At 72.1% G+C, this 20,824-nt stretch carries 24 protein-coding genes and 3 pseudogenes; 15 read left to right on the top strand and 12 right to left on the bottom strand.

Annotated features, from left to right (window positions below; all coding sequences use genetic code 11):
• The first annotated feature begins 13 nt into the window (after nt 1-13).
• Nucleotides 14-514 carry a DinB family protein gene (locus F3L20_RS17830; protein ID WP_240810674.1) on the top strand — a complete coding sequence of 167 codons (501 nt, stop codon included), beginning with the start codon at nt 14-16 and terminating at the stop codon, nt 512-514.
• 3 nt (nt 515-517) lie between these two features.
• Here F3L20_RS17830 and F3L20_RS17825 read toward each other — a convergent pair whose 3' ends face one another.
• A complete protein-coding gene (locus F3L20_RS17825; RefSeq protein ID WP_240810673.1) occupies nt 518-1,393 on the bottom strand; it encodes an alpha/beta fold hydrolase in 876 nt (291 codons plus the stop codon).
• Between the two features lie 99 nt (nt 1,394-1,492).
• Here F3L20_RS17825 and F3L20_RS17820 point away from each other — a divergent pair, with 99 nt between their 5' ends.
• The 3 genes and pseudogenes from F3L20_RS17820 to F3L20_RS17815 all read left to right on the top strand — a co-directional run.
• A complete protein-coding gene (locus F3L20_RS17820) occupies nt 1,493-1,930 on the top strand; it encodes a TetR/AcrR family transcriptional regulator (RefSeq protein ID WP_431193158.1) in 438 nt (145 codons plus the stop codon).
• Nucleotides 1,918-2,103 carry a hypothetical protein gene (locus F3L20_RS35660; protein ID WP_431193157.1) on the top strand — a complete coding sequence of 62 codons (186 nt, stop codon included), beginning with the start codon at nt 1,918-1,920 and terminating at the stop codon, nt 2,101-2,103. The genes F3L20_RS17820 and F3L20_RS35660 overlap by 13 nt, the downstream gene beginning before the upstream one ends.
• Nucleotides 2,104-2,212: 109 nt before the next feature.
• Nucleotides 2,213-3,307, top strand: a pseudogene (locus tag F3L20_RS17815) (AI-2E family transporter); the annotation flags it as partial.
• A gap of 134 nt (nt 3,308-3,441) precedes the next feature.
• Here F3L20_RS17815 and F3L20_RS17810 read toward each other — a convergent pair.
• Nucleotides 3,442-4,016, bottom strand: a pseudogene (locus F3L20_RS17810) (transcriptional regulator).
• Nucleotides 4,017-4,124: 108 nt separating this feature from the next.
• Between F3L20_RS17810 and F3L20_RS17805 the strand changes: the two are divergent.
• Entirely contained in the window at nt 4,125-5,021 is an 897-nt protein-coding gene (locus F3L20_RS17805) for an NAD-dependent protein deacetylase (protein WP_150155218.1), read from the top strand.
• 226 nt (nt 5,022-5,247) lie between these two features.
• On the opposite strand, the gene F3L20_RS34690 is transcribed toward F3L20_RS17805, so the two are convergent.
• From F3L20_RS34690 to F3L20_RS17790, 4 genes are all read right to left on the bottom strand, one after another.
• Complete coding sequence (locus F3L20_RS34690; protein WP_240810672.1) at nt 5,248-5,457, bottom strand: hypothetical protein; 210 nt, start codon at nt 5,455-5,457, stop codon at nt 5,248-5,250.
• A complete protein-coding gene (locus F3L20_RS35305; RefSeq protein ID WP_276615851.1) occupies nt 5,439-5,567 on the bottom strand; it encodes a VOC family protein in 129 nt (42 codons plus the stop codon). Before F3L20_RS35305 ends, F3L20_RS34690 begins: the two co-directional genes overlap by 19 nt.
• A 176-nt stretch (nt 5,568-5,743) precedes the next feature.
• Nucleotides 5,744-6,184 carry a VOC family protein gene (locus F3L20_RS17795; protein ID WP_167534546.1) on the bottom strand — a complete coding sequence of 147 codons (441 nt, stop codon included), beginning with the start codon at nt 6,182-6,184 and terminating at the stop codon, nt 5,744-5,746.
• 133 nt (nt 6,185-6,317) lie between these two features.
• Nucleotides 6,318-6,644, bottom strand: a complete 327-nt coding sequence (locus F3L20_RS17790) for a winged helix-turn-helix transcriptional regulator (RefSeq protein WP_145824984.1) — start codon at nt 6,642-6,644, stop codon at nt 6,318-6,320.
• Between the two features lie 127 nt (nt 6,645-6,771).
• On the opposite strand from F3L20_RS17790, the gene F3L20_RS17785 reads away from it, so the two are divergent.
• The 6 genes and pseudogenes from F3L20_RS17785 (at nt 6,772) to F3L20_RS17760 (ending at nt 9,862) form a co-directional block, all read left to right on the top strand.
• Nucleotides 6,772-7,182: a RidA family protein gene (locus tag F3L20_RS17785; protein WP_150155217.1), complete on the top strand. Its 411-nt coding sequence runs from the start codon at nt 6,772-6,774 to the stop codon at nt 7,180-7,182.
• 130 nt (nt 7,183-7,312) lie between these two features.
• A complete protein-coding gene (locus F3L20_RS17780; RefSeq protein ID WP_150155216.1) occupies nt 7,313-7,678 on the top strand; it encodes a hypothetical protein in 366 nt (121 codons plus the stop codon).
• Nucleotides 7,675-8,287 (top strand): annotated as a pseudogene (locus tag F3L20_RS17775) (class F sortase); the annotation flags it as partial. The gene F3L20_RS17780 and the pseudogene F3L20_RS17775, both read left to right, overlap by 4 nt.
• A gap of 99 nt (nt 8,288-8,386) precedes the next feature.
• Nucleotides 8,387-8,878 carry an RNA polymerase sigma factor gene (locus tag F3L20_RS17770; RefSeq protein ID WP_024887039.1) on the top strand — a complete coding sequence of 164 codons (492 nt, stop codon included), beginning with the start codon at nt 8,387-8,389 and terminating at the stop codon, nt 8,876-8,878.
• Nucleotides 8,862-9,338: a hypothetical protein gene (locus F3L20_RS17765; RefSeq protein WP_240810671.1), complete on the top strand. Its 477-nt coding sequence runs from the start codon at nt 8,862-8,864 to the stop codon at nt 9,336-9,338. Before F3L20_RS17770 ends, F3L20_RS17765 begins: the two co-directional genes overlap by 17 nt.
• A 224-nt stretch (nt 9,339-9,562) precedes the next feature.
• On the top strand, nt 9,563-9,862 hold the full coding sequence (locus tag F3L20_RS17760; RefSeq protein WP_150155215.1) for an Atu4866 domain-containing protein: 300 nt from the start codon (nt 9,563-9,565) through the stop codon (nt 9,860-9,862).
• Nucleotides 9,863-9,964: 102 nt separating this feature from the next.
• Here the strand turns inward: F3L20_RS17760 and F3L20_RS17755 are convergent, their stop codons facing one another.
• Entirely contained in the window at nt 9,965-10,858 is an 894-nt protein-coding gene (locus F3L20_RS17755; RefSeq protein ID WP_150155214.1) for a helix-turn-helix transcriptional regulator, read from the bottom strand.
• Nucleotides 10,859-10,954: 96 nt separating this feature from the next.
• Nucleotides 10,955-12,346: an amidohydrolase family protein gene (locus F3L20_RS17750; RefSeq protein WP_150155213.1), complete on the bottom strand. Its 1,392-nt coding sequence runs from the start codon at nt 12,344-12,346 to the stop codon at nt 10,955-10,957.
• Nucleotides 12,347-12,492: 146 nt separating this feature from the next.
• On the opposite strand from F3L20_RS17750, the gene F3L20_RS17745 reads away from it, so the two are divergent.
• From F3L20_RS17745 to F3L20_RS17735, 3 genes are all read left to right on the top strand, one after another.
• Nucleotides 12,493-12,903, top strand: coding sequence for a hypothetical protein (locus tag F3L20_RS17745; RefSeq protein WP_150155212.1), 411 nt, complete (start codon nt 12,493-12,495; stop codon nt 12,901-12,903).
• Nucleotides 12,904-12,946: 43 nt separating this feature from the next.
• The gene (locus tag F3L20_RS17740; RefSeq protein ID WP_150155211.1) at nt 12,947-13,687 is read left to right on the top strand and encodes a class I SAM-dependent DNA methyltransferase; all 741 of its coding nucleotides are present in this window, start codon (nt 12,947-12,949) and stop codon (nt 13,685-13,687) included.
• A 215-nt stretch (nt 13,688-13,902) separates the two neighbouring features.
• Entirely contained in the window at nt 13,903-14,580 is a 678-nt protein-coding gene (locus F3L20_RS17735) for a maleylpyruvate isomerase family mycothiol-dependent enzyme (protein ID WP_150155210.1), read from the top strand.
• Nucleotides 14,581-14,640: 60 nt separating this feature from the next.
• Here the strand turns inward: F3L20_RS17735 and F3L20_RS17730 are convergent, their stop codons facing one another.
• The 4 genes from F3L20_RS17730 to F3L20_RS17715 form a co-directional block, all read right to left on the bottom strand.
• The gene (locus tag F3L20_RS17730; protein ID WP_150155209.1) at nt 14,641-16,080 is read right to left on the bottom strand and encodes a GH1 family beta-glucosidase; all 1,440 of its coding nucleotides are present in this window, start codon (nt 16,078-16,080) and stop codon (nt 14,641-14,643) included.
• An 88-nt stretch (nt 16,081-16,168) separates the two neighbouring features.
• Entirely contained in the window at nt 16,169-17,092 is a 924-nt protein-coding gene (locus tag F3L20_RS17725) for a carbohydrate ABC transporter permease (RefSeq protein ID WP_150155208.1), read from the bottom strand.
• 12 nt (nt 17,093-17,104) lie between these two features.
• Nucleotides 17,105-18,100 carry a carbohydrate ABC transporter permease gene (locus F3L20_RS17720; RefSeq protein ID WP_150155207.1) on the bottom strand — a complete coding sequence of 332 codons (996 nt, stop codon included), beginning with the start codon at nt 18,098-18,100 and terminating at the stop codon, nt 17,105-17,107.
• A 90-nt stretch (nt 18,101-18,190) separates the two neighbouring features.
• Nucleotides 18,191-19,498 carry an ABC transporter substrate-binding protein gene (locus F3L20_RS17715; RefSeq protein ID WP_150155206.1) on the bottom strand — a complete coding sequence of 436 codons (1,308 nt, stop codon included), beginning with the start codon at nt 19,496-19,498 and terminating at the stop codon, nt 18,191-18,193.
• Nucleotides 19,499-19,798: 300 nt separating this feature from the next.
• Between F3L20_RS17715 and F3L20_RS17710 the strand changes: the two genes are divergently transcribed.
• Nucleotides 19,799-20,812, top strand: coding sequence for a LacI family DNA-binding transcriptional regulator (locus F3L20_RS17710; protein WP_150155205.1), 1,014 nt, complete (start codon nt 19,799-19,801; stop codon nt 20,810-20,812).
• Nucleotides 20,813-20,824: the final 12 nt, after the last annotated feature.

The following is a 20,824-nucleotide window of genomic DNA, read 5'->3' as shown; positions in this document are numbered from 1 at the left end:
GGAGGAGACCACCGTGCCCGGCACCGAACGCCGTCGCCGGCGTCGCGACACCCCGCCGCCCCGGACGGGCGGCGGCGAGGCCGAGGTCCTGCGCGCCTTCCTCGACTACCTGCGGGCGTCCGTCGCCGCGAAGGTCGAGGACGCGCCCGAGCCACGGGTGCGCACCGCCCTGGTGCCGTCGGGGACGAACCTGCTCGGCCTGCTCAACCATCTGACGTGGGTGGAACGCTCGCTGTTCCTCGGGGAGACGGTGACGGACTGGCCGTCGACGTTCCGCGCCGCGCCCGAGGACGGCGTCGCCGACGTCGTGGCGCGGTACCGGGAGGCGGTCGAGCGGGCCGACGGTGTCCTCGACCGCTGCACCGACCTCGGCGCCCCTCTCCCCCGGCGTCGTCCGGGCCGCCCGGCCCCCAGCGTCCGCTGGGCCCTCACCCACATGATCGAGGAGACCGGCCGGCACGCGGGACACGCGGACATCCTGCGCGAACTCCTCGACGGCACGACCGGCCGCTGACACTCACCGCGCCGGTCCGGGCGATCCCTCGGTGTCCTCCTCACCGCCGGAGGCGAGGAAGTCGATGACCTCGCGGACGACACGCCCGGGGGCGTCCTCCATGAGGAAGTGGCCGGCGCCGGGGATCACGACGAGCTCGGCGCCGGGGATGTCGTCGCGCAGACGTTCGGCGTAGCGCACGGGCTGCCACTCGTCCTCCGCGCCCCACAGGATGCGGACGGGCAGGGTGAGCCCGCCGAGCCGGTCGGTGATCTCCTCGGTGTACCGGGAGTCGTAGTGGCGTACCTGGTGCTCGAAGAAGGAGGCGCGGCCCAGCCGGGACGCGTGGGGCGCCAGGTAGGCCCGCAGGACGTCGCCGGTCATCAGCGACTTGTCGGCGACCGTCATCGTCAGTTGCCGGGTCAGCAGGTCGTCGAACGCCTCCTGCGGCATGGCCGCGTGGTCGTCCAGGTCCTCGTCGATGATCCGGCGCCAGGTGGCGGAGGGCCACGAGTCGTAGCTGACCGAGTCCATCACCATCAGGCGCCGCACCCGGCCGGGGTACGCGAGGGCGAAGCGCAGGGCGACGGCGCCGCCGATGTCGTGCGCGACGAGACTGACCCGGTCGAGGCCCAGGGCGTCGAGGAGCTGGCCCAGGAGATCGCTCTGGGCGGCGACCGAGGTGTCCCGGTGCGCCGGGCGTTCGGAGAGGCCGTACCCCAGCAGGTCGTAGGTGAGGGTGCGGTGACCGGCCGCTTCCACGTGAGGGACGACCTCGCGCCACTCGTAGGAGTGGGAGGGCGTGCCGTGGATGAAGACCACCGGCTCGCCGCTGCCGCCCTCCCGGTAGGCCACACGGGCTCCGTCGACGATGAGGTGGTCGGTCAAGGTCGTCATCATGCCTTCCTCGAGGGCCGGGGGCGGAGGGACGGTGGCGGCCGTTCGGACGCGCCGCGCCCCGTAGACTAGGTAGACCAGTCTACCCAGTGAGGGGAGGCCATGACCGAACGGCAGCAGGCGCCGGGAACACCGGGCACGGGAAGGCGGCGGCCGGCGCGAGAGCGGATCCTCGTGGCCGCGGGGCGGCGCTTCTACCGCGACGGCGTGACGGCCACCGGCATCGACACCATCACCGCCGAAGCCGGGGTGGCGAAGATGAGCCTCTACAACAACTTCTCGTCCAAGTCCGACCTCGTACGGGCGTATCTGGACGGACGGCACGAGGCCTGGCTGGAGCGGTACCGCGCGCGGGTGGGGCCGTCGCCGGATCCCCGCGACGGCGTGCTCGCCGTGTTCGACACCTACATCGACGGCGCCGACAGCGGGGACGGGGAGGACTTCCGCGGGTGCGGGCTGCTCAACGCCGCCGGGGAGATGCCCGCCGACACGAGGGCCGGACCCAGGTGCGCCGGCACAAGGAGGAGGTGGAGCGGCTGATCGGGGAGCACCTCAGGGCGCTGCTGCCCGGCCGGCCCGACACCGCCCGGACGACCGCGCGGCATGTGGCGTTCCTGCTGGAAGGAGCGATGGTCCGGGCGGGCCTGGAAGGCGACAGCCGGTGCCTGCGGGACGCCCGCTCGATGACGGAGGAGATGCTGGAGCGAGTGTGACCGTACGACCGGGGGCGGTGTGCGTCCGCGACCCTCGCGCGGTGACCATGCGGGCGAATCCCGCGCCGCCCGCGTTGCCCCGGGGACTCCCCGTGGTACGTGGCAGGAGATGTCCACGCCCCCCGATCCGGCCGCCCCGCCCGGCCCCCGCGCACACGGCACCGTCGCGCGGGTGCCGGATGCACTGCGGACCGCCGCCGCGTACGCGTGGCGGCTGATCGCCGTCGGGTTCGTCGTACGGGCCGCGTTCTCGGTGCTGGGGCAGTTCCACCGCATCGCGGTCGCCGTCTTCCTCGGCCTGGTGTTCACCGCGGTGCTCCGTCCCGTGGCCGGCCTGTTCGCCCGGGGCATGCCGCGCGCGCTCGCCGTGGCGGCCGCGGTCGTCGGCGGGTTGGCACTGGTGCTCGGCGGCCTCGCCCTGGTGGCCGAGACCATCGCCGGGCAACGCACCACGCTGGAGAAGGAGTTCGTGTCCGGCGTGGACCGGGTCGAGCGGCGGCTGGAGCAGCCGCCGTTCCGCCTGTCCCCGACCGTGTTCGACGACCTCCAGTCCCGTGTCGGCGATCTGCTGTCCAGCCATCGCGCGACCGTGGTGAGCACCGCGCTCAGCGGTGTGGGGCGGGTGGTGGAGGTCCTCACGGTGCTCGCCCTGGCCCTGTTCTGTGCGGTGTTCTTCATCCACTCCGGGGACCGGCACTGGCGGTGGTTCTGCGATCAGCTGCCCCCGTCGGCGCGGCGGCCCTGGTCGGTCGCGGGCGCCGCGGCCTGGCGGACGTTCACCGGGTACACCCACGGCATCCTGCTGGTGGCCGTGACCAACGCGGTCCTGGTGGGTCTGGCGCTGTTCGCCCTGGGGGTGCCGCTCGCCGTGCCGCTGGCAGTGCTGGAGTTCGTCGCCGCCTTCGTCCCGCTGATCGGCTCCCCCGTGGCGCTGGCGGTCGCCTCCGTCGTCGCGCTCGCGTCCAAGGGGCCGGTGACCGCCCTGATCGTGCTGGCGCTGATCGTGGTCATCGGCCAGATGGAGGGGCACGTGCTGCACCCGCTCGTGCTGAGCTGGGCCGTGCGTCTGCATCCCGTCGTCGTGGCCCTGTCGGTGGTGGCGGGCGCGGTCGCGGCGGGCGTCGTGGGCGCGGTGGTGGCCGTGCCGCTGGTGGCGACGGTGTGGTCGGTCCGCCAGGCGCTGCGGAGCGGGGACGGCGAGGAAACCGCTGCGAAGGCGGGCGGCACGGGCGTCCAACGGCGGGGGGGCGGCCCAGGCCCGCCGACCGCGGAGGGGGCGGCCCGGGCACCGGGCGTCAGGCGGAATGAGGAGGCCGGGCGAGGGGCGGGCGGGGCGGGTCAGGCGGCGAAGCCCACGTTGCTGACGTACTCGTACTGGCCCCACTCCGAACCGAGGTCGACGACGACGTCGCTGATCCACGCCTCGTCGAGCGCCGCGTCGTCCTGCGCGGCCCAGGCGTCGACGACGCGGTCCCAGTGGCGGACGTTGAGCGTGCGGTACGAGATGACGCGCTGGCGGGGCCGGTCGACCTGGGACTGGTTCAGCGGGTGGAACTCGACGCGGGTGCCGCGCCCTCCCGGTTGAGGCGGGCGAGCAGGTAGCGGGCCACGTTCTGGCGGCGCACGGCACGGTAGGCCGTCTCGACACGTTCCAGGTTGAGGCGGGTGGGGGTCCGGCTGCCCTCCAGCCACGCCTTGAGGGTGCGGTCGGTGACGGTCAGGCCGGCCTCCCGGGCCGCCTCTCGGGCACGCTCGGTACGGGTGAGGTAGTGCAGGCGGGCGAGCAGTCCGCGCCGCGCGGTGACGGGGGTGGCGACGAAACCGGCGAGCGCGTCGAGGCGGCGGGCGGCGGCCTCGTGGCCCTTCAGACCACGGGCCCCGAACGCGCCGAACTCGATGTTCCGCTCCGGCACCCCCAGCTCCTCGGCTCTCGTCCGTCGACCGGGCCTTCCGTACGCGCCCGTAGGCCACCGGATCACAAGATCGTCGGGGGCTTGCGGCCGTTCCGTACCCTGGTGGACATGCGTGTGCGCCCCACTTTGAGCTGGACCCCGGCCGACGACCTGCCGCCGGGCACCACGGACCTGGAACCCGTCGTCGAGGCGCTGCGCGCCGGCGGTGTGCTCGTGCTCAGTGGCGCCGGCATCTCCACGGAGTCCGGGATCCCCGACTACCGCGGCGAGGGTGGGAGCCTGAGCCGGCACACCCCGATGACGTACCAGGAGTTCGTCGCCGAGGCCGCCGCCCGGCGCCGCTACTGGGCTCGCAGTCACCTCGGCTGGCGCACCTTCGGGCGCGCCCTGCCCAACGCGGGGCACCGGGCCGTGGCCGCGTTCGCCCGTCACGGCCTGGTCTCCGGCGTGATCACCCAGAACGTCGACGGGCTGCACCAGGCCGCCGGCAGCGAGGGGGTCGTGGAGCTGCACGGCAGCCTGGAGCGGGTGATCTGCCTGTCCTGCGGGACGGTCAGCCCGCGCCGTGAGCTCGCGGAGCGGCTGGAGGAGGTCAACCCGGGGTTCTCGCCGGTCGCCGCGGGCATCAACCCCGACGGCGACGCCGACCTCACCGACGGGCAGGTCGGGGACTTCCGCGTGGTGCCCTGCGCGGTCTGCGGCGGGATCCTCAAGCCGGACGTGGTCTTCTTCGGGGAGACCGTGCCGCCGCAGCGGGTCGAGCTGTGCCGGGGGCTGGTGCGGCAGGCGTCCTCGTTGCTGGTCCTGGGGTCGTCGTTGACGGTGATGTCCGGTCTGCGGTTCGTCCGGCTGGCGGCGGGGGCCGGCACGCCGGTGCTGATCGTCAACCGGGACCCCACCCGGGGCGACCGGCACGCCCTGACCCGGGTCGAGCTGCCACTCGGCCCCGCCCTCACCACGGTGGCCGGCCGGCTGGGCGTCACGGTCGGGGACGCGGCGGCCTGAGCGGGGCGCGGTGCGGCGGCAGGCGGTGCCTCATGTCACCGGACGGGCGCCCGGTGTCACGTGAGGTCACGGGCGGGCGGCCCGGGCGCCCGCGACGTCGCGCGGGAGGCCGCCGGGCGGCGCCCGGCGTCAGACGGCCGCGGCCAGGCGGCGCCTGAGTTCGTCCTCGGAGACGTCCTCGATGTGGGTGAGGAACACCCACAGGTGCCCCGAGGGTCCCGGAGGATCACCGTGCGGTCCCGTGGAACATGTCGGTCGGCGGCTGGAGGATCTCCGCGCCCTCCGCCTCCGCGCGTGCGGCGAGGCTGTCGACGTCCGGGACGAAGACGTGCAGCGTGACGGAGGTGCCACCGCCGAGCGAGGCGGGCGCCGCGAAGGACGCGTTCTCCGCCTCCTCGACGCTCACGTCGCCCAGCATCAGGACCGAGCGGCCCACCGTGATCTCCGCGTGCAGCACTCCCCGCCCGGCGCGTCGACGCGGAAGTCCTCGCGCGCGCCGAACGCCCGTCGGTAGAAGTCGATCGCCGCGGCGGCGTCGTCGACCATGATGTGCGGACCACCGCGTAGTGGTAGCGGTCGGGGATCTCGGCCGGTGCCATGCGCTCGTCCATGACGGACCTCCTCGGGGCGCCACGGTCCGGTACCGCGGCTCTCGGGGACGAACGTAGAAACTCAAGTCCGGTTGAGGTCAAGTTCCCGCAGGTGTCCGGCCGTTGCGCGAGTCAGCCGATCTCTTCGGCCAGGGCGACGATGATCCCCGCGGGGCCCCGGAGGTTGCAGAGCCGGTAGGCGTTCCCGTACCGGGCCACCTCGCCGAGGAGTTCGGCGCCGTGGGGGCGCAGGCGGGTGATCGTGTCGTCGATGTCGTCGACGGCGAACATGACCCGGTGCAGACCCAGTGTGTGGGGCGGCGGCACGGCAGGCTGCGCGGCGACCGCCTCCGGGGCGTGGAACGTCGTCAGTTCGAGCTTGCCGTGGCCGTCCGGGGTGCGCATCATCGCGATGGCGCTGCGGACCCCGTCCAGGCCGAGCATCCGGTCCGGGGTGCTTCCTTCGAGTTCCGCCTCGCCCTCCAGCTCCATGCCGAGTTCGGCGAAGAAGGCGACGGCGGCCTTCAGGTCGTCGACGACGATGCCTACGTTGTCCATGCGCTGAATCGCCACGGGTGCTCCCTCTTCGTCGCTTCGCTCGCCGCGTACCGGACAGTCGTACCCCTGGGACGGAGCCGGCGCCGCGTTCTCGACACCCGGCGTGTGCCAGGGCGCGGAAGGGGGCGGCGGGAGGGAGTCCGGAGGGTCACTCCAGGTCGAAGGCGCGGCGGGCCCGTTCGATCTCGGGCATGTGGGTCGTGGTCCACTCCAGCAGGACGTCGACGGGGCGCCGCATGGTCTTGCCCAGCGGGGTGATCCGGTACTCGACGGCGACCGGGCGGGAACTGACGACCTTCCGCTCCACGATGCCGTTGCGCTCGAGCCGTCGCAGCGTCGCGGTGAGCGACTTCTGGGTCACCGCCGGGACGGCGCGGCGCAGGTCGTTGAACCGGCAGGGCCGTTCGCAGAGTTCGTTGAGGACGCTCAGCGACCACTTGTCCAGCACCTGGTCGAGCAGCTCGCGGTGCGCCATCTCGATCCGCAGCTCGCGGCCCTCTCGGCCGCCGTCGGTTTCCGGCACGATACCTGGTCTCCTTGAAGTGTCCTTCGTACACCAAGTATCAAAGGTATACCTACTTCTTCGACACGAGGAGACCCCCGTGGCCGTCCGCCGTTTCACGCCCGAAGGCATGCTGCAGCCCACCCCGTACGAGCACGTCGCCGTGGGGACGGGCACGCGGCACGTGCACGTCAGCGGCCAGATCGCCCGGACCGCGGACGGGGTGCCGCTCGCGCCGGGGGACCTCGCCGGGCAGGTCGCCCACTCCCTCCGGGCCACGGCGCGCGGCCTGCGGGGCGCGGGCGCCTCCTTCGACGACGTACTGCGCCTGACGTTCTACGTCACCGACTGGGCGCCCGAGAAGATCGGGCCGTTCATGGCAGGCGTCGAGGAGGTCGCTGAGGAGATCGGGCTGAGGGTGCCGCTTCCGCCCTCCTCCCTCATCGGGGTCGACCACCTCTTCGAGCCCGACGTCCTGGTCGAGGTGGAGGCGACAGCCGTCCTGGACTGACCCGGCTGCACCGCCGCCGACGTCTTTGCCTTCTCTTTGCAACGTGGGCCGCCGCTCCCTCGTCTCTCCGCACGATCCATCACCCAGCCCGCCGGGCGACCGTGCGGGCGGACCAGGAAGAGAGCGTTACATGCGCCGAAACGTGTTGAGCGCGGCGGCCCTTGCCTGCACCGCCGTGCTGGCGACTGCCGTGCCGGCCTTCGCCGACGACCCCTCCCCCGTCCCCGACACCGCGGTGTCCACCGAGCAGCCCCGCGACCAGGCGGCCGAGACCGCTCCCAGCCCGGTCCCCGCCGAGCCCGGTACGGGGGCCCCGGCCGAGGACACCGGCAGCGTCAGCGTCGTGCCCCGCGGGGCGCCGGACACCGGTGACGCGCCGGCCTCCGCGCAGGCCGGCGGCGACGGTCTGCTCCTCGGCGGCGGCGGCGCCGCCGCGGTGGCCGCCGCGGGCGGTGCGGTGTTCCTCGTCGTGCGCCGGCGGGCGTCCGGGGCATGACGCCGTTCTCCAGGCGTGCCTTCGTCACCGCGGTGGCGGCCTGCGTGGTCGCCGGCTGCGGGGCGGAGACGCCCCGGACCCGCCGCGGTCCGGGGCGACCGGGCCGCCGGGGACCCGGAACCCGGCCGTGGGGTCCTCCGCCGACGCGCCGCGCCCCTTGGGGCGTTCGGTGCCGGTCGGTCTGGAGATCCCGGCCATCGGGGTCGACACCCCGGTCATGCGGCTGGGGCTGGCCCCCGACCGCACGGTCGAGGTCCCCCCGATCACGGCCGACGACCAGGCCGGCTGGTACCGGCACTCCCCCACGCCGGGGCAGCGCGGACCTTCGGTACTCCTCGGCCACGTCACCGTGGGTGCCTACGGGGACGGGGTGTTCCGTCACCTGGCGCGGCTGCGCCGGGGCGACGGGATCACGGTGCGTCTGGAGAACGGCACGGCGGCCCGGTTCGCCGTCACCTCCGTGCGGACGGTCGCCAAGGCCGACTTCCCACGGAGGCGGTCTACGGCGACGTCGACCGGCCCGAGCTGCGGCTCATCACGTGCGGCGGGCCGCTGGAGGGCGACGAGTACCGCGACAACGTGATCGTCTTCGCGGCGCTGAGCGCCACCACCCCTGACCCGCCCCCTGTGCCGGGCCGTCGTACCGGCGGCCCGGCATCCGTCCCGAGCGGTACCCCGTCACCGGGGCCGCCCCGACCATGGAGAGCATTGAAACGGTCCCGCGAGCAGGCAGCGTCCGAACTTTTCGCTGCCCTCTACCCGCGCCTCGCCGGCTGGTGCCGTCGGCTGGTCGACGACGACGAGACGGCCCACGAGATCGCCTCGGAGGCGTTCACCCGGCTGTGGTCGCGCTGGACCTCCGTGACGGAACCCCGGGGCTTCCTGTACGTCACCGCGGCCAACCTGGTCCGCGACCACTGGCGCCGCCTCGAACGCGAGCGGAAGACCGTACGCCGGGTGGGCACCGAGGCGGCGGTACGGCCGCACAGCGAACCCTCCGACCCCTCGGTGCGGTTGCTGGTGCAGTCGCTGCCGGAACGCCTGCGGGTGCCGATCCTCCTGCACTACTACGCTGACCTGCCGGTCCGGGAGGTGTCCGCGGTGACCGGACGCAAGGAAGGAACCATCAAGGCCGATCTTCACGCGGCCAGGGAGCTGCTCCGTGCCCACCTGAGGAGAAACCTTGATCACACACGCTGACGAGGACCCGGAGTTCGAGCCGGACGACCCGCTGGCCGTGCTGTTGCGGCCCACGTCGGAGCATCTCGGGCCGCCGCCGGGCCGGTTCGAGACGATCCGGCGCCGGGCGGCCCGGCGGCGGCTGGTCCGCACGGCGGTCGGCGCCGGTGTCACGTGCGCCGTCGCCCTGCTCGTCGCCCTGCCGTTGCAGAACGCGGCGACCTCCGACCGGCCCGTCACCCCGACCGTCCCGCTGGCCCCGCCGCCGGTGACCACCACGCCCTCCCCCACGACAGGGCCCACGGTGTCGCCCCGGCCCGCCGAGTCCCCCGTCGACGACCACGCCGGCACGAACGGCCCGCAGTCACGCGCCTCGGAGCCACAGTCACGCGCCTCGGAGCCACAGGCCCGTGATCTCGTCGTGCCCACACCAGGGCCGGTGGTGTCGGACGCGGCCCCGGAGGACCGGCGGAGGCGCTGACGCGAGGTCAAGGGGTGGTACTCGGGGGCGGCGGGCAGCTCGGGTTGGCCGGGAGGTCGGAGGGCGGCTGCGGAGGTGCAGCGGCTCGACGGTCGCGGATGGCCGCGTGACTCCCAGGGTCGTCGCGGTGCGGGACCGGAACCAGGCCGCCGTGTGCCCGGGTGTGCGGCACCCAGGGGAACGGCGACCTGGTGGCCCCCGCCCGCCGGGCCGACCATGGCGTCATGACCAGCAACGACACACCCCACGCCCCGCACCCGCACGTCGGAATGTGGGTGACCGCGGACGGACACATCCGCCAGGAGCTGCTGCCGAACGGCCGCTACGACGAGGCCCGCGGCAACCGCCGGAGCGCCTACACGGGCCGCTACACCGTCACCGGTGACCACATCGACTACGTGGACGACACCGGTTTCACCGCCACCGGCGACGTCCGCGACGGCATCCTGTACCACGAACATCTGGTCCTCCACCGCGAGGACGACCGGCGCGCCCGGGAGGGAAGGCGCGGGTCGCGCGGCTGACCGGTCGCGTGCAAGCGCCGACTCCGGGGCACCGTTCGGTGCCCCGGAGTCGGCGTTGCCGTGAACTCGGGGTGATCACCCCTGTGCACGCCCGGTATGTGTTCAGTCGCGGGTGGCGTCCGTCGCGGTGTCCGGTGCGGGCACGGAAGGGTCGCCGGGTACGGCGCTGAGGGAGCCGAGCAGGACGAGGGCGTCGGCGGAGGGGGTTCCTGGTTCGGCCTGGTAGACCACGAGCTGCTGGGCGGGGGCGCTGTTCACGGTGAACGTCTCGTAGTGCAGTTCCAGGTCACCGACCTCGGTGTGATGGAGCAGCTTGGCGTCGTGGGTCTTGCCGCGTACGTCGTGGCGGGCCCACAGCACGCGGAAGTCCGGGCTTTTCATGGACAGTTCACCCACGAGCAGGCACAGCCGCTCGTTGTCCGGGTCGATGCCGGCCGCCTGCCGCAGGGTCGCGACGGTCGCCTCGGCGGCCCGCTCCCAGTCGCGGTAGAAGTGCGCTGCCGCCCGGTCCAGGAACGCCATACGCAGCAGGTTGTCGGCGTGGGTGAAGTCGGCGAACAGGGCGTGCGCGAGCCGGTTGCGGGCCAGGATGTCCAGGGCGGGGCCCAGGACGAAGGCGGGTGTGTCGTTCCACGTGTCCAGGAGCCGTCGCAGGGGCGGCGCGACGCGTTCGGTGCGCTGCGCCCGGCGCACGCGGCGGGGGGCCGGGCCGGCGACGCGGTGGAGGTGGGCCACCGCCTCGTCGTCCAGCCGCAGGACCCGCGCGACGGCCTCGAGTATCTGCCGCGAGGGGTGGCGTTCACGGCCCTGTTCCAGGCGCGTGTAGTAGTCGGTGCTCACTCCGGCGAGCATGGCGACCTCCTCGCGGCGCAGACCGGGCACCCTGCGGCGGCCGGTCGAGGCGGCGCCCACGTCCTCGGGGCGCAGCCGTGCGCGCCGTGCGCGGAGGAAGTCTCCCATCGCGTTCTCGGCGGTGGGGTCCCTGTCTGTGTCCATGTGTCGAGGCTAGAGCTTCGAAGTGCCGGGTTGGAGGGCTGAAGGGGGGTGCGCTTCACCCAGGGTCCGCGCACCCCGGGAGGGGGGGCGGGGTGCTCAGGCGGCCGGCGTGTACAGCACGTGCGCGCGGGAGGCGTGGACCTCGTCGCGCAGGGCGGCGAGGTCGACGCCGAGGACACGGCCGTCCCACTTGCGGGGCTCGCCGTCGACGAGGACGGCGGTGATGTTGCGTGCGTCGGAGCCCAGGACGACGGTGCCGATCGGATCGTTGAGCGGCATGTTGTTGATGTCCTCGGCCCCGATCACCAGCAGGTCGGCCTTCTTGCCCGGGGTGAGTGAGCCGGTGACGCCGACGAGGCCGTTGGTGCGGGCGCCCTGGAGGGTGGCGAAGTCCAGGACGTCACGGGTGGTGATGCGGCGGGGTGCCTCGTCGGTGCCGTACGTGGCGTTGACGGCGCGCATCCGCTGGATGGTGTGCAGGGCCCGCATCTGCGTGAACATGTCGCCGGCCAGGGCGACCTCGACGTCGATGCTCAGTCCGGGGCGGATGCCGGCGGCCAGTGCCTCGTCGACGGCGGGAACCGCGGTCTCCAGGCCGATCTGGGCGTCGGAGGTGGGGGCGAGTGCCACGGTGGTGCCGGTCTCCCCCATCGCCTTCCACGCCTTCGGGGTCAGCCCGGTCGCGTGGATCAAGGTCACGTCGGGGCCGAGGAGGCCGTCCTCGGCCCAGCGCGCGATCGCCTCGGAGGAGGTGGCGCCGAAGACGGCGTCCACGCTGACTCCGAGGCCCAGGTCGTCCGCGACGCGCGCGAGTCGGGGACCGTAGGCGAGGGCCGGTCCGGCGACCTCGTCGGTGGCCAGGGCCGCCAGGCGGAGGGTCAGCAGCTGGTCGTCGCTGCTGAAGTACTGGTTTCTGAGGCGGGCGAGGTCGCCGGGCCACTGCCCGTCCCAGTCCCCGAAGTGCGGGCCCATGGAGGCGTGCACGCCCCGGATGCCGGTGTCACGGAGCGCCTCGACGGCGGCGTCGGAGTGCGCGCGGGAACGGGAGTTGTGGGAGAAGTCGAGCATGGTGGTGATGCCGCTGTCGATCGCGGTGAGGGCGGCGAGCTTGGTGCCGGTGTACATGTCCTCGGGCCGGTAGACGGTGGCGTAGCCGGCCAGCGTGGACATCACGTAGCCGCCGAGGTCGTCGACGTCCGGCATGATCCGCCGCAGCTGGGCCTCCCAGGCGTGCCGGTGGGTGTCGACGAACCCGGGGCTGAGGATGCTGCCGGTGACGTCGACGACGACGGCGTCCCCGGCGCTGAGGTCCGTCCCGACGGCGGTGATGGTGTCGCCCTCGACGAGGAGGTCTCCGTGGTCGATGACGCCGAGGTCAGGGTCCATGGTGACGAGGGTCGCGCCCCGGAACAGCACGCGGCGTTCCGCGGCGGGGCGACGCCTGAGCTGTTCGAGGACGGCGGCGCTGGTGGTGTCGTTGACGTGCATGGCGGATCCTTGATCGGTGGGCTGCGGCGTGGTCACCGCTCGGCCCTCAGCCTCGATCGCCCCGGCCACGACAACCAGACCGCCGTCATCCCAGGTGCCGGGCACCCTGGGTGGGGGCGGCAGGGGGCGGGGATGCCGTGAGCGCGATGATCACTGACATCACGGTCCGCCCGGGCGTCCTGAGCATCCGGCTCGATCTGCTGCTGGTGCCGGGCCACCGGGAGTACGGGGCCGCTTCGCCCCGGCGGAGGACCACGATCGCCTTCTCCTCCGTGCTTGAGCTGCACCGGACGGGCCGGGGCGTCGTCGAGCCCGCGGTCGCTGCGAGCGGCTCGCCCGGCTTCGGTTCGGTCGGCTCGCTGACGCGCGACGGGAACGCCTACGAACTACCGGACGACTGGGGCACCATGCTGCTGATGCCGTCCACGCCGTCCCTGGCCGTGGAGGTCCAGGAATCGCGAAAGTGGCTGTGCGGGGCGCGTGACCACGTCTCAAGCCCGCACCGCCCTGACGGCCGGCATGACCTGCTGCGGCCGCCCGCCGGGCCGTCCCGGTAAATGAGTCGACAGTGTCTCTCCGTGCGCGGCAGAGTGGCCGTCCGTGACGACCAGTGAGCTGTGGAGCCGTGCGGCCGCCGAACGCTATGACGCCGAGGACACCGAGATGTTCTCGGCCGCCGTCCTCGGGCCGACCGTGGACTTCCTCGCGGAGCTGGCCGGGGACGGCCGGGCCCTGGAGTTCGCCATCGGGACCGGGCGCGTGGGGGTACCTCTGCGGGAACGTGGTGTGCCGGTGACGGGCATCGAACTGTCCGAACCCATGGCGGCCGTACTGCGGCGCAAGGTCGACGAGGACACACTCCCCGTCGTCATCGGGGACATGGCCACCACCGTCGTGCCCGGCACCTTCACCCTCGTCTATCTCGTCTACAACACCATCTCCAACCTGCTCACGCAGGACGAGCAGGTCGAGTGCTTCCGCAACGCCGCACGTCACCTGGCACCCGGTGGCCGATTCGTCGTCGAGTTGGGCGTGCCTCCGTTGCGTTCGCTGCCGCTCGGGCAGGTCGCCGTGCCGTTCGACGTCAGCGAGCGGCATCTGGGCTTCGACACGTTCGACCTCGTCGAGCAGATGCTCGTCTCGCATCACTTCACCCGCGACAGGGACGACGGTCGCTACCGCCGCGACGCCTCCCGGCACCGCTACGCCTGGCCGGCGGAACTCGACCTCATGGCGCGGATCGCCGGGCTCGGACTGGAGCGCCGCGTCGCGGACTGGGACGGGTCACCGTTCGCCCAGGACTCCCCCAAGCACATCTCGGTGTGGCGCAGGCCGGCCTGAGCCCGGCCAGCCCAACCACCACGTACACGCCCACTCCTGCACGGCGTGCCACTCCCCTGGTGACCCCAGGCTCCCCGTCCGCGCGAAGTCCCGGACGACGCCCCACGCTGGTCAGGATGCACGCGTCGATCCTGCCGCCCCGTCAGCGATGACTTTGCTGCGAGGTGAGGGTCTGACCCTGGACAGCACCGCTGGTGACAGGAGTGCAGGGGCTTATGAGTCGTTCGGTAACGGCAGCACGACGACCACGTGACACCGAGGTGTGGGGCCTGGTTCACGCCGAGCGGGCCGCCCTGGCCGACGATCTCCGTGAGCTCACGGACGATCAGTGGGCGACGCCCTCGCTCTGCGACGGGCTGACCGTACGCGAGGTGCTGGCGCATCTGACCGCGGGGGCGAGTCTCGACACCGTCAGGTGGCTCGCGGGCGTCCTCCGCTGCCGGTTCGACTTCGACAAGCAGGTGGCCCTGCGGCTCGCCCAGCAGCTCGGGGCCGGCCCCGGTGAAACCCTCGACCGTTTCCGGCAGGCCGTGCCGAGCACGACCAAGCCCCCGCTGCCCGTCATCGCGATGCTGGGCGAGACCGTGGTGCACGGGGAGGACATCCGGCGTCCGCTCGGCACACGGCGCGCGTATCCCACCGGGACCGCCACGGCCCTGGCCGAGTACTACAGCGGCACGGACCTCGTCGTCGTCGCCAAGGGGCGTATCGGTGGGCTGCAACTCGTCGCCGACGACGGCCCCTTCGCCGCCGGGGCCGGGCCGCTCGTGTCCGGGCGCACCGTGGATCTGGTCATGGCGATGACGGGGCGTGCCGCCTGCTGCGACGAACTCCACGGCGAAGGCGTGGAGTTGTTGCGGAGGCGGTGCGGAACACCCGGGACGCCCGGGTGAGGGCGTGAGCCCGACTCCCCGTCCCCCCACGGGCGGGGAGTCGGGCTCACGGTTCAGGGGTCAGGCCGCCGGCAGGACGCCCGTGCGGGCGACCTCCGCGTACCAGCGTGCGCTGGCCTTGGGGATGCGGGTGCCCGTCGGGTAGTCGACGTACACCGCGCCGAAGCGCTTGCTGTATCCGTGCGCCCACTCGAAGTTGTCCAGCAGGGACCACAGGAAGTAGCCCCGGACGTCGGAGCCGTCCAGGATGGCCCGGTGGACGGCGGCCAGGTGCTCGCGGACGTAGGAGATGCGGGCCGGGTCGTTGACGTTGCCGGACGGGTCGGCGTAGTCGTCGAACGCGGCACCGTTCTCGGTGATGACCAGCGGCAGCTTCGGGAAGTCGCCGGACAGCCGGCGCAGCAGGTCGTACAGGCCGGTGGCGTCGACGGCCCAGCCCATGGCGGTGCGCTCGCCGGGCGGCTGGTGGAAGGCGACCCGGTCGGCGGCCGGCCACGGGCTGTGCGGGCTGTTGCCGTGTCCGTCGGAGGTGTGGGTGCCGCTGCCGTCCGTCTCGGAGACGACGGTGGGCGTGTAGTAGTTGACGCCGAGGAAGTCCAGCGGCTGGTTGATCTGTTCCAGGTCGCCGTCCTTCACGAAGGACCAGTCGGTCAGGCCGGCCGTGTCCTTGAGGAGGTCCTCCGGGTAGGCGCCCTGCAGCATCGGGCCGGTGAAGACCCGGTTGGCCAGGGCGTCGATGCGGCGCACGGCGTCCGCGTCGCCCTCGCTGCCGGTGAGCGGGCGGACGTGGTGGATGTTGAGGGTGACCGAGCACTGGGCGGCGGCCGGGAGACGGTCGCGCAGGGCCTGGACCGCGAGTCCGTGGCCGAGGTTGAGGTGGTGGGCGGCGCGCAGGGCGGCGACCGGGTCGGTGCGGCCGGGGGCGTGCACGCCGGAGCCGTAGCCGAGGAAGGAGCTGCACCAGGGTTCGTTGAGGGTGGTCCATGTCTTCACCCGGTCGCCGAGGGCGTCGGCGGCGATGGCGGCGTACTCGGCGAAGCGCTCGGCGGTGGCGCGCTCGGGCCAGCCGCCGGCGTCCTCCAGCTCCTGGGGCAGGTCCCAGTGGTAGAGGGTGGCGACGGGCTGGATGCCCTTCTCCAGCAGCTCGTCGGCCAGGCGCCGGTAGAAGTCCAGGCCCTTCTGCACGGCGGGGCCGCGGCCGGTGGGCTGGATGCGGGGCCAGGCGAGGGAGAACCGGTAGGCGCCCAGGCCGAGTTCGGCCATGAGGGCGACGTCCTCGCGCCAGCGGTGGTAGTGGTCGGTGGCCACGTCACCGGTGTCGCCGTTGCGGACCCGGCCGGGGGTGCGGGAGTAGGTGTCCCAGATGGACGGTGTGCGTCCGTCCTCGGAGGCGGCCCCCTCGATCTGGTAGGAGGCGGTGGCGGAACCCCAGAGGAAGCCCTTGGGGAAGGTGCGGGCGGCGTCCGGGGCGGACGCGGTCTGCTGTGCTGCGGTGACCACGTAAGTCCTTTCGAGGTGGCGGGCCCGGTTCACGGGGGTGCGCGAACCGGCCCGGTGGGGGTGTCGGTTCGGGGCTGCGGAGGGGCGGTCAGCCCTTGACGGCGCCGGCCATGATGCCGCTGACGATCTGGCGTCCGAAGACGATGAACATCGCCAGCAGCGGCAGGGTGCCGAGCAGCGCGCCGGCCATGATGAGCGACTGGTCGCGGACGTAACCCGCGCTGAGCTGGGTGAGGGCGACGGGGACGGTCGGGTTGGTCATGTCGAGCACCACGAACGGCCAGAAGAAGTCGTTCCACGCGTGCACGAACGTGATCATGAACAGGACGGCCATGGCGGGCCGCGCCACCGGCAGCACGATGCTCCAGAAGATGCGCAGCGAGTGCGCCCCGTCCACCCGGGCCGCCTCGACGAGTTCGTCGGGCAGCGCCTCGGAGAGGTACTGCCGCATGAAGAACACGCCGACGGCGCTGACCAGCGTGGGGAAGATGACGGCGGGCAGCTGCTGCGACCAGCCGAGCTCCGACATCATCATGAACAGCGGGACGACGCCGAGCTGCGGCGGCACCATCATGGTGCCGATCACCAGCATGAGCAGGATGTTGCGGCCCTTGAACCGCAGCTTGGCGAAGGCGAAGCCGGCGAGCGTCGCGAAGAACACGGTGGACAGGGCGATCACCCCGGCCACGATCGTGCTGTTGATCATGGCCTTGCCCATCGCCGCCTCGTCCCAGGCGCGGGCGAGGTTGCTGAACAGGTTGGGGCCGGGCAGGAAGGGCGGCGGCGTCTGGCTGACCCGGGTGTTGTCGGTGGAGGCCGCCACCATCGTCCAGTACAGCGGGAAGATGGACAGGATCGCCATGATGGCGAGCAGGACGTAGGCGAGCGGTCCCGCGTGGTGGGTGCGCCCGGCGCGTTCGCGCAGCAGACGGCGTCCGCCGCGGCGGGCGGGCTTGTCGGGTGCGGTCCGGACCGGGGTGTCCGTCCGGACCGGGAGGCTGTCGGTGGTCATGGCGTCTCCAGGTCAGGACTTACGGGAGCGCAGGCGCTTGATCAGGTGCTGCGTCACGAACGCGAGGACGAGCAGCATGAACATCGCCCAGGCGACGGTCGCCGAGCGGCCCATCTGGTAGTTCTTCCAGCCCTCTTCGTACAGCAGCAGGCCGAGCGTCTGGTACTGGTTGTCCGCGCCGCCGGTGACGCCGTTGGGGCCCTGGCCGAAGATCAGCGGCTCACCGAACAGCTGGGTGGCGCCGATCGTGGAGAGCACGATGGTGAAGACGATGGTGGACCGGATACCGGGCACGGTGACGTGCGTGAACTGCTGCCAGCGGGAGGCGCCGTCCAGGGAGGCGGCCTCGTACCGGTCGGCGGGGATGGCCTGCATGGCCGCGAGGTACAGCAGGGCGTTGTACCCGGTCCAGCGCCAGATGACGATGGTGGAGATCGCGGCCTGGGCGGGCCACTTGTCGGCCTCCCAGTTCACCGGGTCGATCCCGACCGTGCCGAGCGCCCAGTTGATCATGCCGAAGTCACGCTCGTAGATCATGGTGAAGACGAGCGCGGCGGCGCCGACGGACGTGGCGTACGGGACCAGCGACGCGACGCGGAAGAACAGCGAGGCGCGCATGCGGTAGTTGAGCAGGTGCGCCATGCCCAGGGCCATCAGCAGCTGCGGCACCGTGGAGATGATGCCGATGGTGATGGTGTTCTGCAGGGCGTTCCAGAACCGCGAGTCGCCCCACAGCTCGACGTAGTTGTCGAACGCCACCCACTCCATGATGTCGAGCGTGGCCAGTTCCACGTCGTGCAGGGAGATCCACGAGGTGTAGATGAGCGGGTAGAAGCTGAACGCGGCGAAGACGACGAAGAACGGAGCGATGAACGCGTACGGCGCGCCCTTGACGTCGAGGCGGTGCAACCAGGCGCCGCGCCACCGCGAGTTCTCCTTCCCGTCTCCCGTGCGGGACGGGCCCGGCGGCTCCTCGCCGGCCAGGGCCTTGGTGGTGGAGGTGGCCACCGGACTTCCTTCCTCAGAACGGATGGGGAGCCGTCCCGGGCCCGCTGCCCCGAAGGGCGGGGCGGGCCCGGGACGGCCGCTGTGCGACGGTCAGCGGACCGCCTTCTCAATGCGGTTCGCGGTGGTCTTCCATGCCTCGTCACGCGGCGTCCCCTGCTCGACCAGGGCCAGGCCCTGGGAGAAGGTGTCCTTGATGGTGCCGTCCTTGCGGCCGAGGACCTGCTTGTCGGGGATGTCCTGCGCCGCGGCACCGAAGATCTGGCCGAGGGGCGCACCGCTGAAGTAGTCGGACGTCGCGTTCTTCACGGTGGGGTCCTCGAGGGCCTTCTGCGAGGACGGGATGTTGCCGAGGTCCTTGAAGATGCGGGCCTGCTGCTCGGGCGCGGTCAGCCAGGCGACGAGCTTCTGGGCCTCCTCCTTCACCGGGCTCTTCTCGATCACGCCGAGGAAGGAACCGCCCCAGTTGGCGCCCTTGGGCGCGCGGGCCACGTCCCACTTGCCCTTGTTGGCGTCACCGGCCTTCTCGCTGATGTGGCTCAGCATCCAGGCGGGGCACACGGCGGTCGCGAAGGTGCCGTTGGACAGACCGGGGTCCCAGCCGGGCTGGAACTGGCGCAGCTTGGCGGTCAGGTCCTCCTCGGCCGCGTCCGACGACAGCTCCCAGGCCTCCTTGACGGCCGGGTTCGTCTCGTAGATCAGGTCGCCCTGCTCGTTGTAGTACTGCTCGGGGTAGCCGTAGACCATGGCGTTGAACAGGCCGCTGGCGGAGTCCGTGTAGGCGACGTCGCCGCCCTTGTAGTTCTTCTTGAAGGTGCGGCCGACCTCGACGTACTTCTTCCAGTCGCCTTCCCACAGCTTGGCGACCTGCTCGCGGTCGGTCGGCAGGCCGGCCTTCTCGAAGTAGTCCTTGCGGTAACAGACGGCCATCGGGCCGATGTCGGTGCCGAGGCCCAGCACCTTGCCGTCCTGGGTGGTGATCTGCGACTGCTTCCAGGGCAGGAAGTGGTCGGTGCCCGCCACGCCCTTGAAGTCGGCGAACATCTTCGCCCGGGTCTCGGTGATCTCCTTGGCCCGGCCGATCTCGATGCCCTGGATGTCCTTCAGGCCCTTGCCGGCGGCGAGCTTGGTCTGCAGCGCGGTGTAGTAGGTCTGCTCGTCACCGGCTATCTCGGCCTTGATCGTGACGCCGGGGTTCTGCTTCTCGTACTCCTCGAGGAGGCCGGTCTCCTTGATCCCCATGACGCCGAACAGGCCCATGGTGATGGTGACCTTGTCGCCGTCCTTGCTGCCACCGGTGACCGAGTCGCCGTCGCCGCTGCAGCCGACGACGAGCGCGAGCGCGCCGACGGCCGCGGCTGACGCCACCGCCTTCCTGCGCAACGAACCGAGAGTGCCCATGGATCTCCTCCTAGCGACGGCGCTGACACATCGGAGTGACGAGTTCTGCGATGACTACAGCGGCTCTGAATCGAGTGGGAACGTGCCCAACTCTGGGTGGGCACGTTCCCACCGCGCAACGAAGACTCGTAGCAGCGGCGCAATCTGTCAATAACTTGAAAGCAACTTCCGCGTGCGAGGCGGGCCGCGTGTTCGCCTTCCGGACCCTGGGGGTGCTGTGCCGACGCGGACGTCTGCAAGAATTGCCGCAGGTCACCTCCGCGGCAGAGAACGCCGCCGCGGCCGCCGAGGGGGGAGTGCATGACCGGCAACCGCCGTCCCACGATCAAAACCGTCGCCGCCCGCGCGGGCGTGGGTCGCACCACCGTCTCCCGTGTCGTCAACGGTTCGGATCTCGTCAGCGCCGACGCGCGGGCCAGGGTCCTGGCGGCGATCAAAGAACTGAACTACGTCCCCAACTCGGTCGCCCGCGGCCTGGTCACCAACCGCACCAACGCCGTGGCCCTGGTCATCCCGGAATCGGAGAGCCGGCTCGGTTCGGAGCCGTTCTTCGCCGCGCTCATCCGGGGTGTGAGCGGCGCGCTCGCCGAGAGCGGCACCCAGTTGCAGCTGATGCTGGTGCGTGACCAGGCCGAACGCGACCAGCTCACCGAGTCGGTGGCCACCCGCCGGGTGGACGGCGTGCTGCTGGTCTCCGTCCACTCCGAGGACCGGCTGCCCGGCATCCTGGAGGAGATGGGCCTGCCCACCGTGCTCGCGGGCCGCCGCGACGCGGGCGAGCAGCTCAGCTACGTCAACTCCGACAACGCCGGGGGTGCCGCCGAGGCCGTACGGCATCTGCTCGGCCGCGGCAGGCGGAGGATCGCGACGATCAGCGGCCCCCAGGACATGGACGTGGGCCGTGCCCGTCTCGCGGGGTGGCGCACCGCGCACCAGGAGGCCGGCGTCCCGGCGGACGAACTGCTGCTGGAGACAGGGGACTTCTCGGAGGACAGCGGCGGCCGTGCCATGCGTTTGCTTCTTGAACGCGCGCCGGATCTGGACGCCGTCTTCGCCGCCTCCGACCTCATGGCGGTGGGCGCCCTGGCCGAATTGCGCCGCCAGAAGCGCCGCGTGCCGGACGACGTCGCCGTGGTCGGCTTCGAGGACTCGGTGCTGGCCCGGCACACCAACCCCCCGCTGACCACGGTGCGTCAGCCCGTGGAGGAGCTCGGCCGCACGATGGCACGTATCCTCACCGACATCACGTTGAACGACGCCCCTCGCCGGCAGATCACGCTCCCCACGGAGCTGGTCGTGCGCGAGTCGTCGTAGGGCTTGGGGAGG

This window comes from Streptomyces tendae, from assembly GCF_008632955.1.
In the GTDB taxonomy this organism is placed as follows: domain Bacteria; phylum Actinomycetota; class Actinomycetes; order Streptomycetales; family Streptomycetaceae; genus Streptomyces.
This window is presented reverse-complemented; position numbering and strand designations above follow the sequence as displayed.

Coding starts and splice junctions, on each gene's coding strand:
- F3L20_RS17760 (WP_150155215.1), top strand. CDS start 9,563: ATGACCAGCAACGACACACCCCACGCCCCGCACCCGCACGTCGGAATG.
- F3L20_RS17725 (WP_150155208.1), bottom strand. CDS start 17,092: ATGACCACCGACAGCCTCCCGGTCCGGACGGACACCCCGGTCCGGACC.
- F3L20_RS17780 (WP_150155216.1), top strand. CDS start 7,313: ATGCGCCGAAACGTGTTGAGCGCGGCGGCCCTTGCCTGCACCGCCGTG.
- F3L20_RS17805 (WP_150155218.1), top strand. CDS start 4,125: ATGCGTGTGCGCCCCACTTTGAGCTGGACCCCGGCCGACGACCTGCCG.
- F3L20_RS17715 (WP_150155206.1), bottom strand. CDS start 19,498: ATGGGCACTCTCGGTTCGTTGCGCAGGAAGGCGGTGGCGTCAGCCGCG.
- F3L20_RS17755 (WP_150155214.1), bottom strand. CDS start 10,858: ATGGACACAGACAGGGACCCCACCGCCGAGAACGCGATGGGAGACTTC.
- F3L20_RS17735 (WP_150155210.1), top strand. CDS start 13,903: ATGAGTCGTTCGGTAACGGCAGCACGACGACCACGTGACACCGAGGTG.
- F3L20_RS17790 (WP_145824984.1), bottom strand. CDS start 6,644: ATGGCGCACCGCGAGCTGCTCGACCAGGTGCTGGACAAGTGGTCGCTG.
- F3L20_RS35305 (WP_276615851.1), bottom strand. CDS start 5,567: ATGGTCGACGACGCCGCCGCGGCGATCGACTTCTACCGACGGGCGTTC.
- F3L20_RS17750 (WP_150155213.1), bottom strand. CDS start 12,346: ATGCACGTCAACGACACCACCAGCGCCGCCGTCCTCGAACAGCTCAGG.
- F3L20_RS17745 (WP_150155212.1), top strand. CDS start 12,493: ATGATCACTGACATCACGGTCCGCCCGGGCGTCCTGAGCATCCGGCTC.
- F3L20_RS17710 (WP_150155205.1), top strand. CDS start 19,799: ATGACCGGCAACCGCCGTCCCACGATCAAAACCGTCGCCGCCCGCGCG.
- F3L20_RS17820 (WP_431193158.1), top strand. CDS start 1,493: ATGACCGAACGGCAGCAGGCGCCGGGAACACCGGGCACGGGAAGGCGG.
- F3L20_RS17825 (WP_240810673.1), bottom strand. CDS start 1,393: ATGATGACGACCTTGACCGACCACCTCATCGTCGACGGAGCCCGTGTG.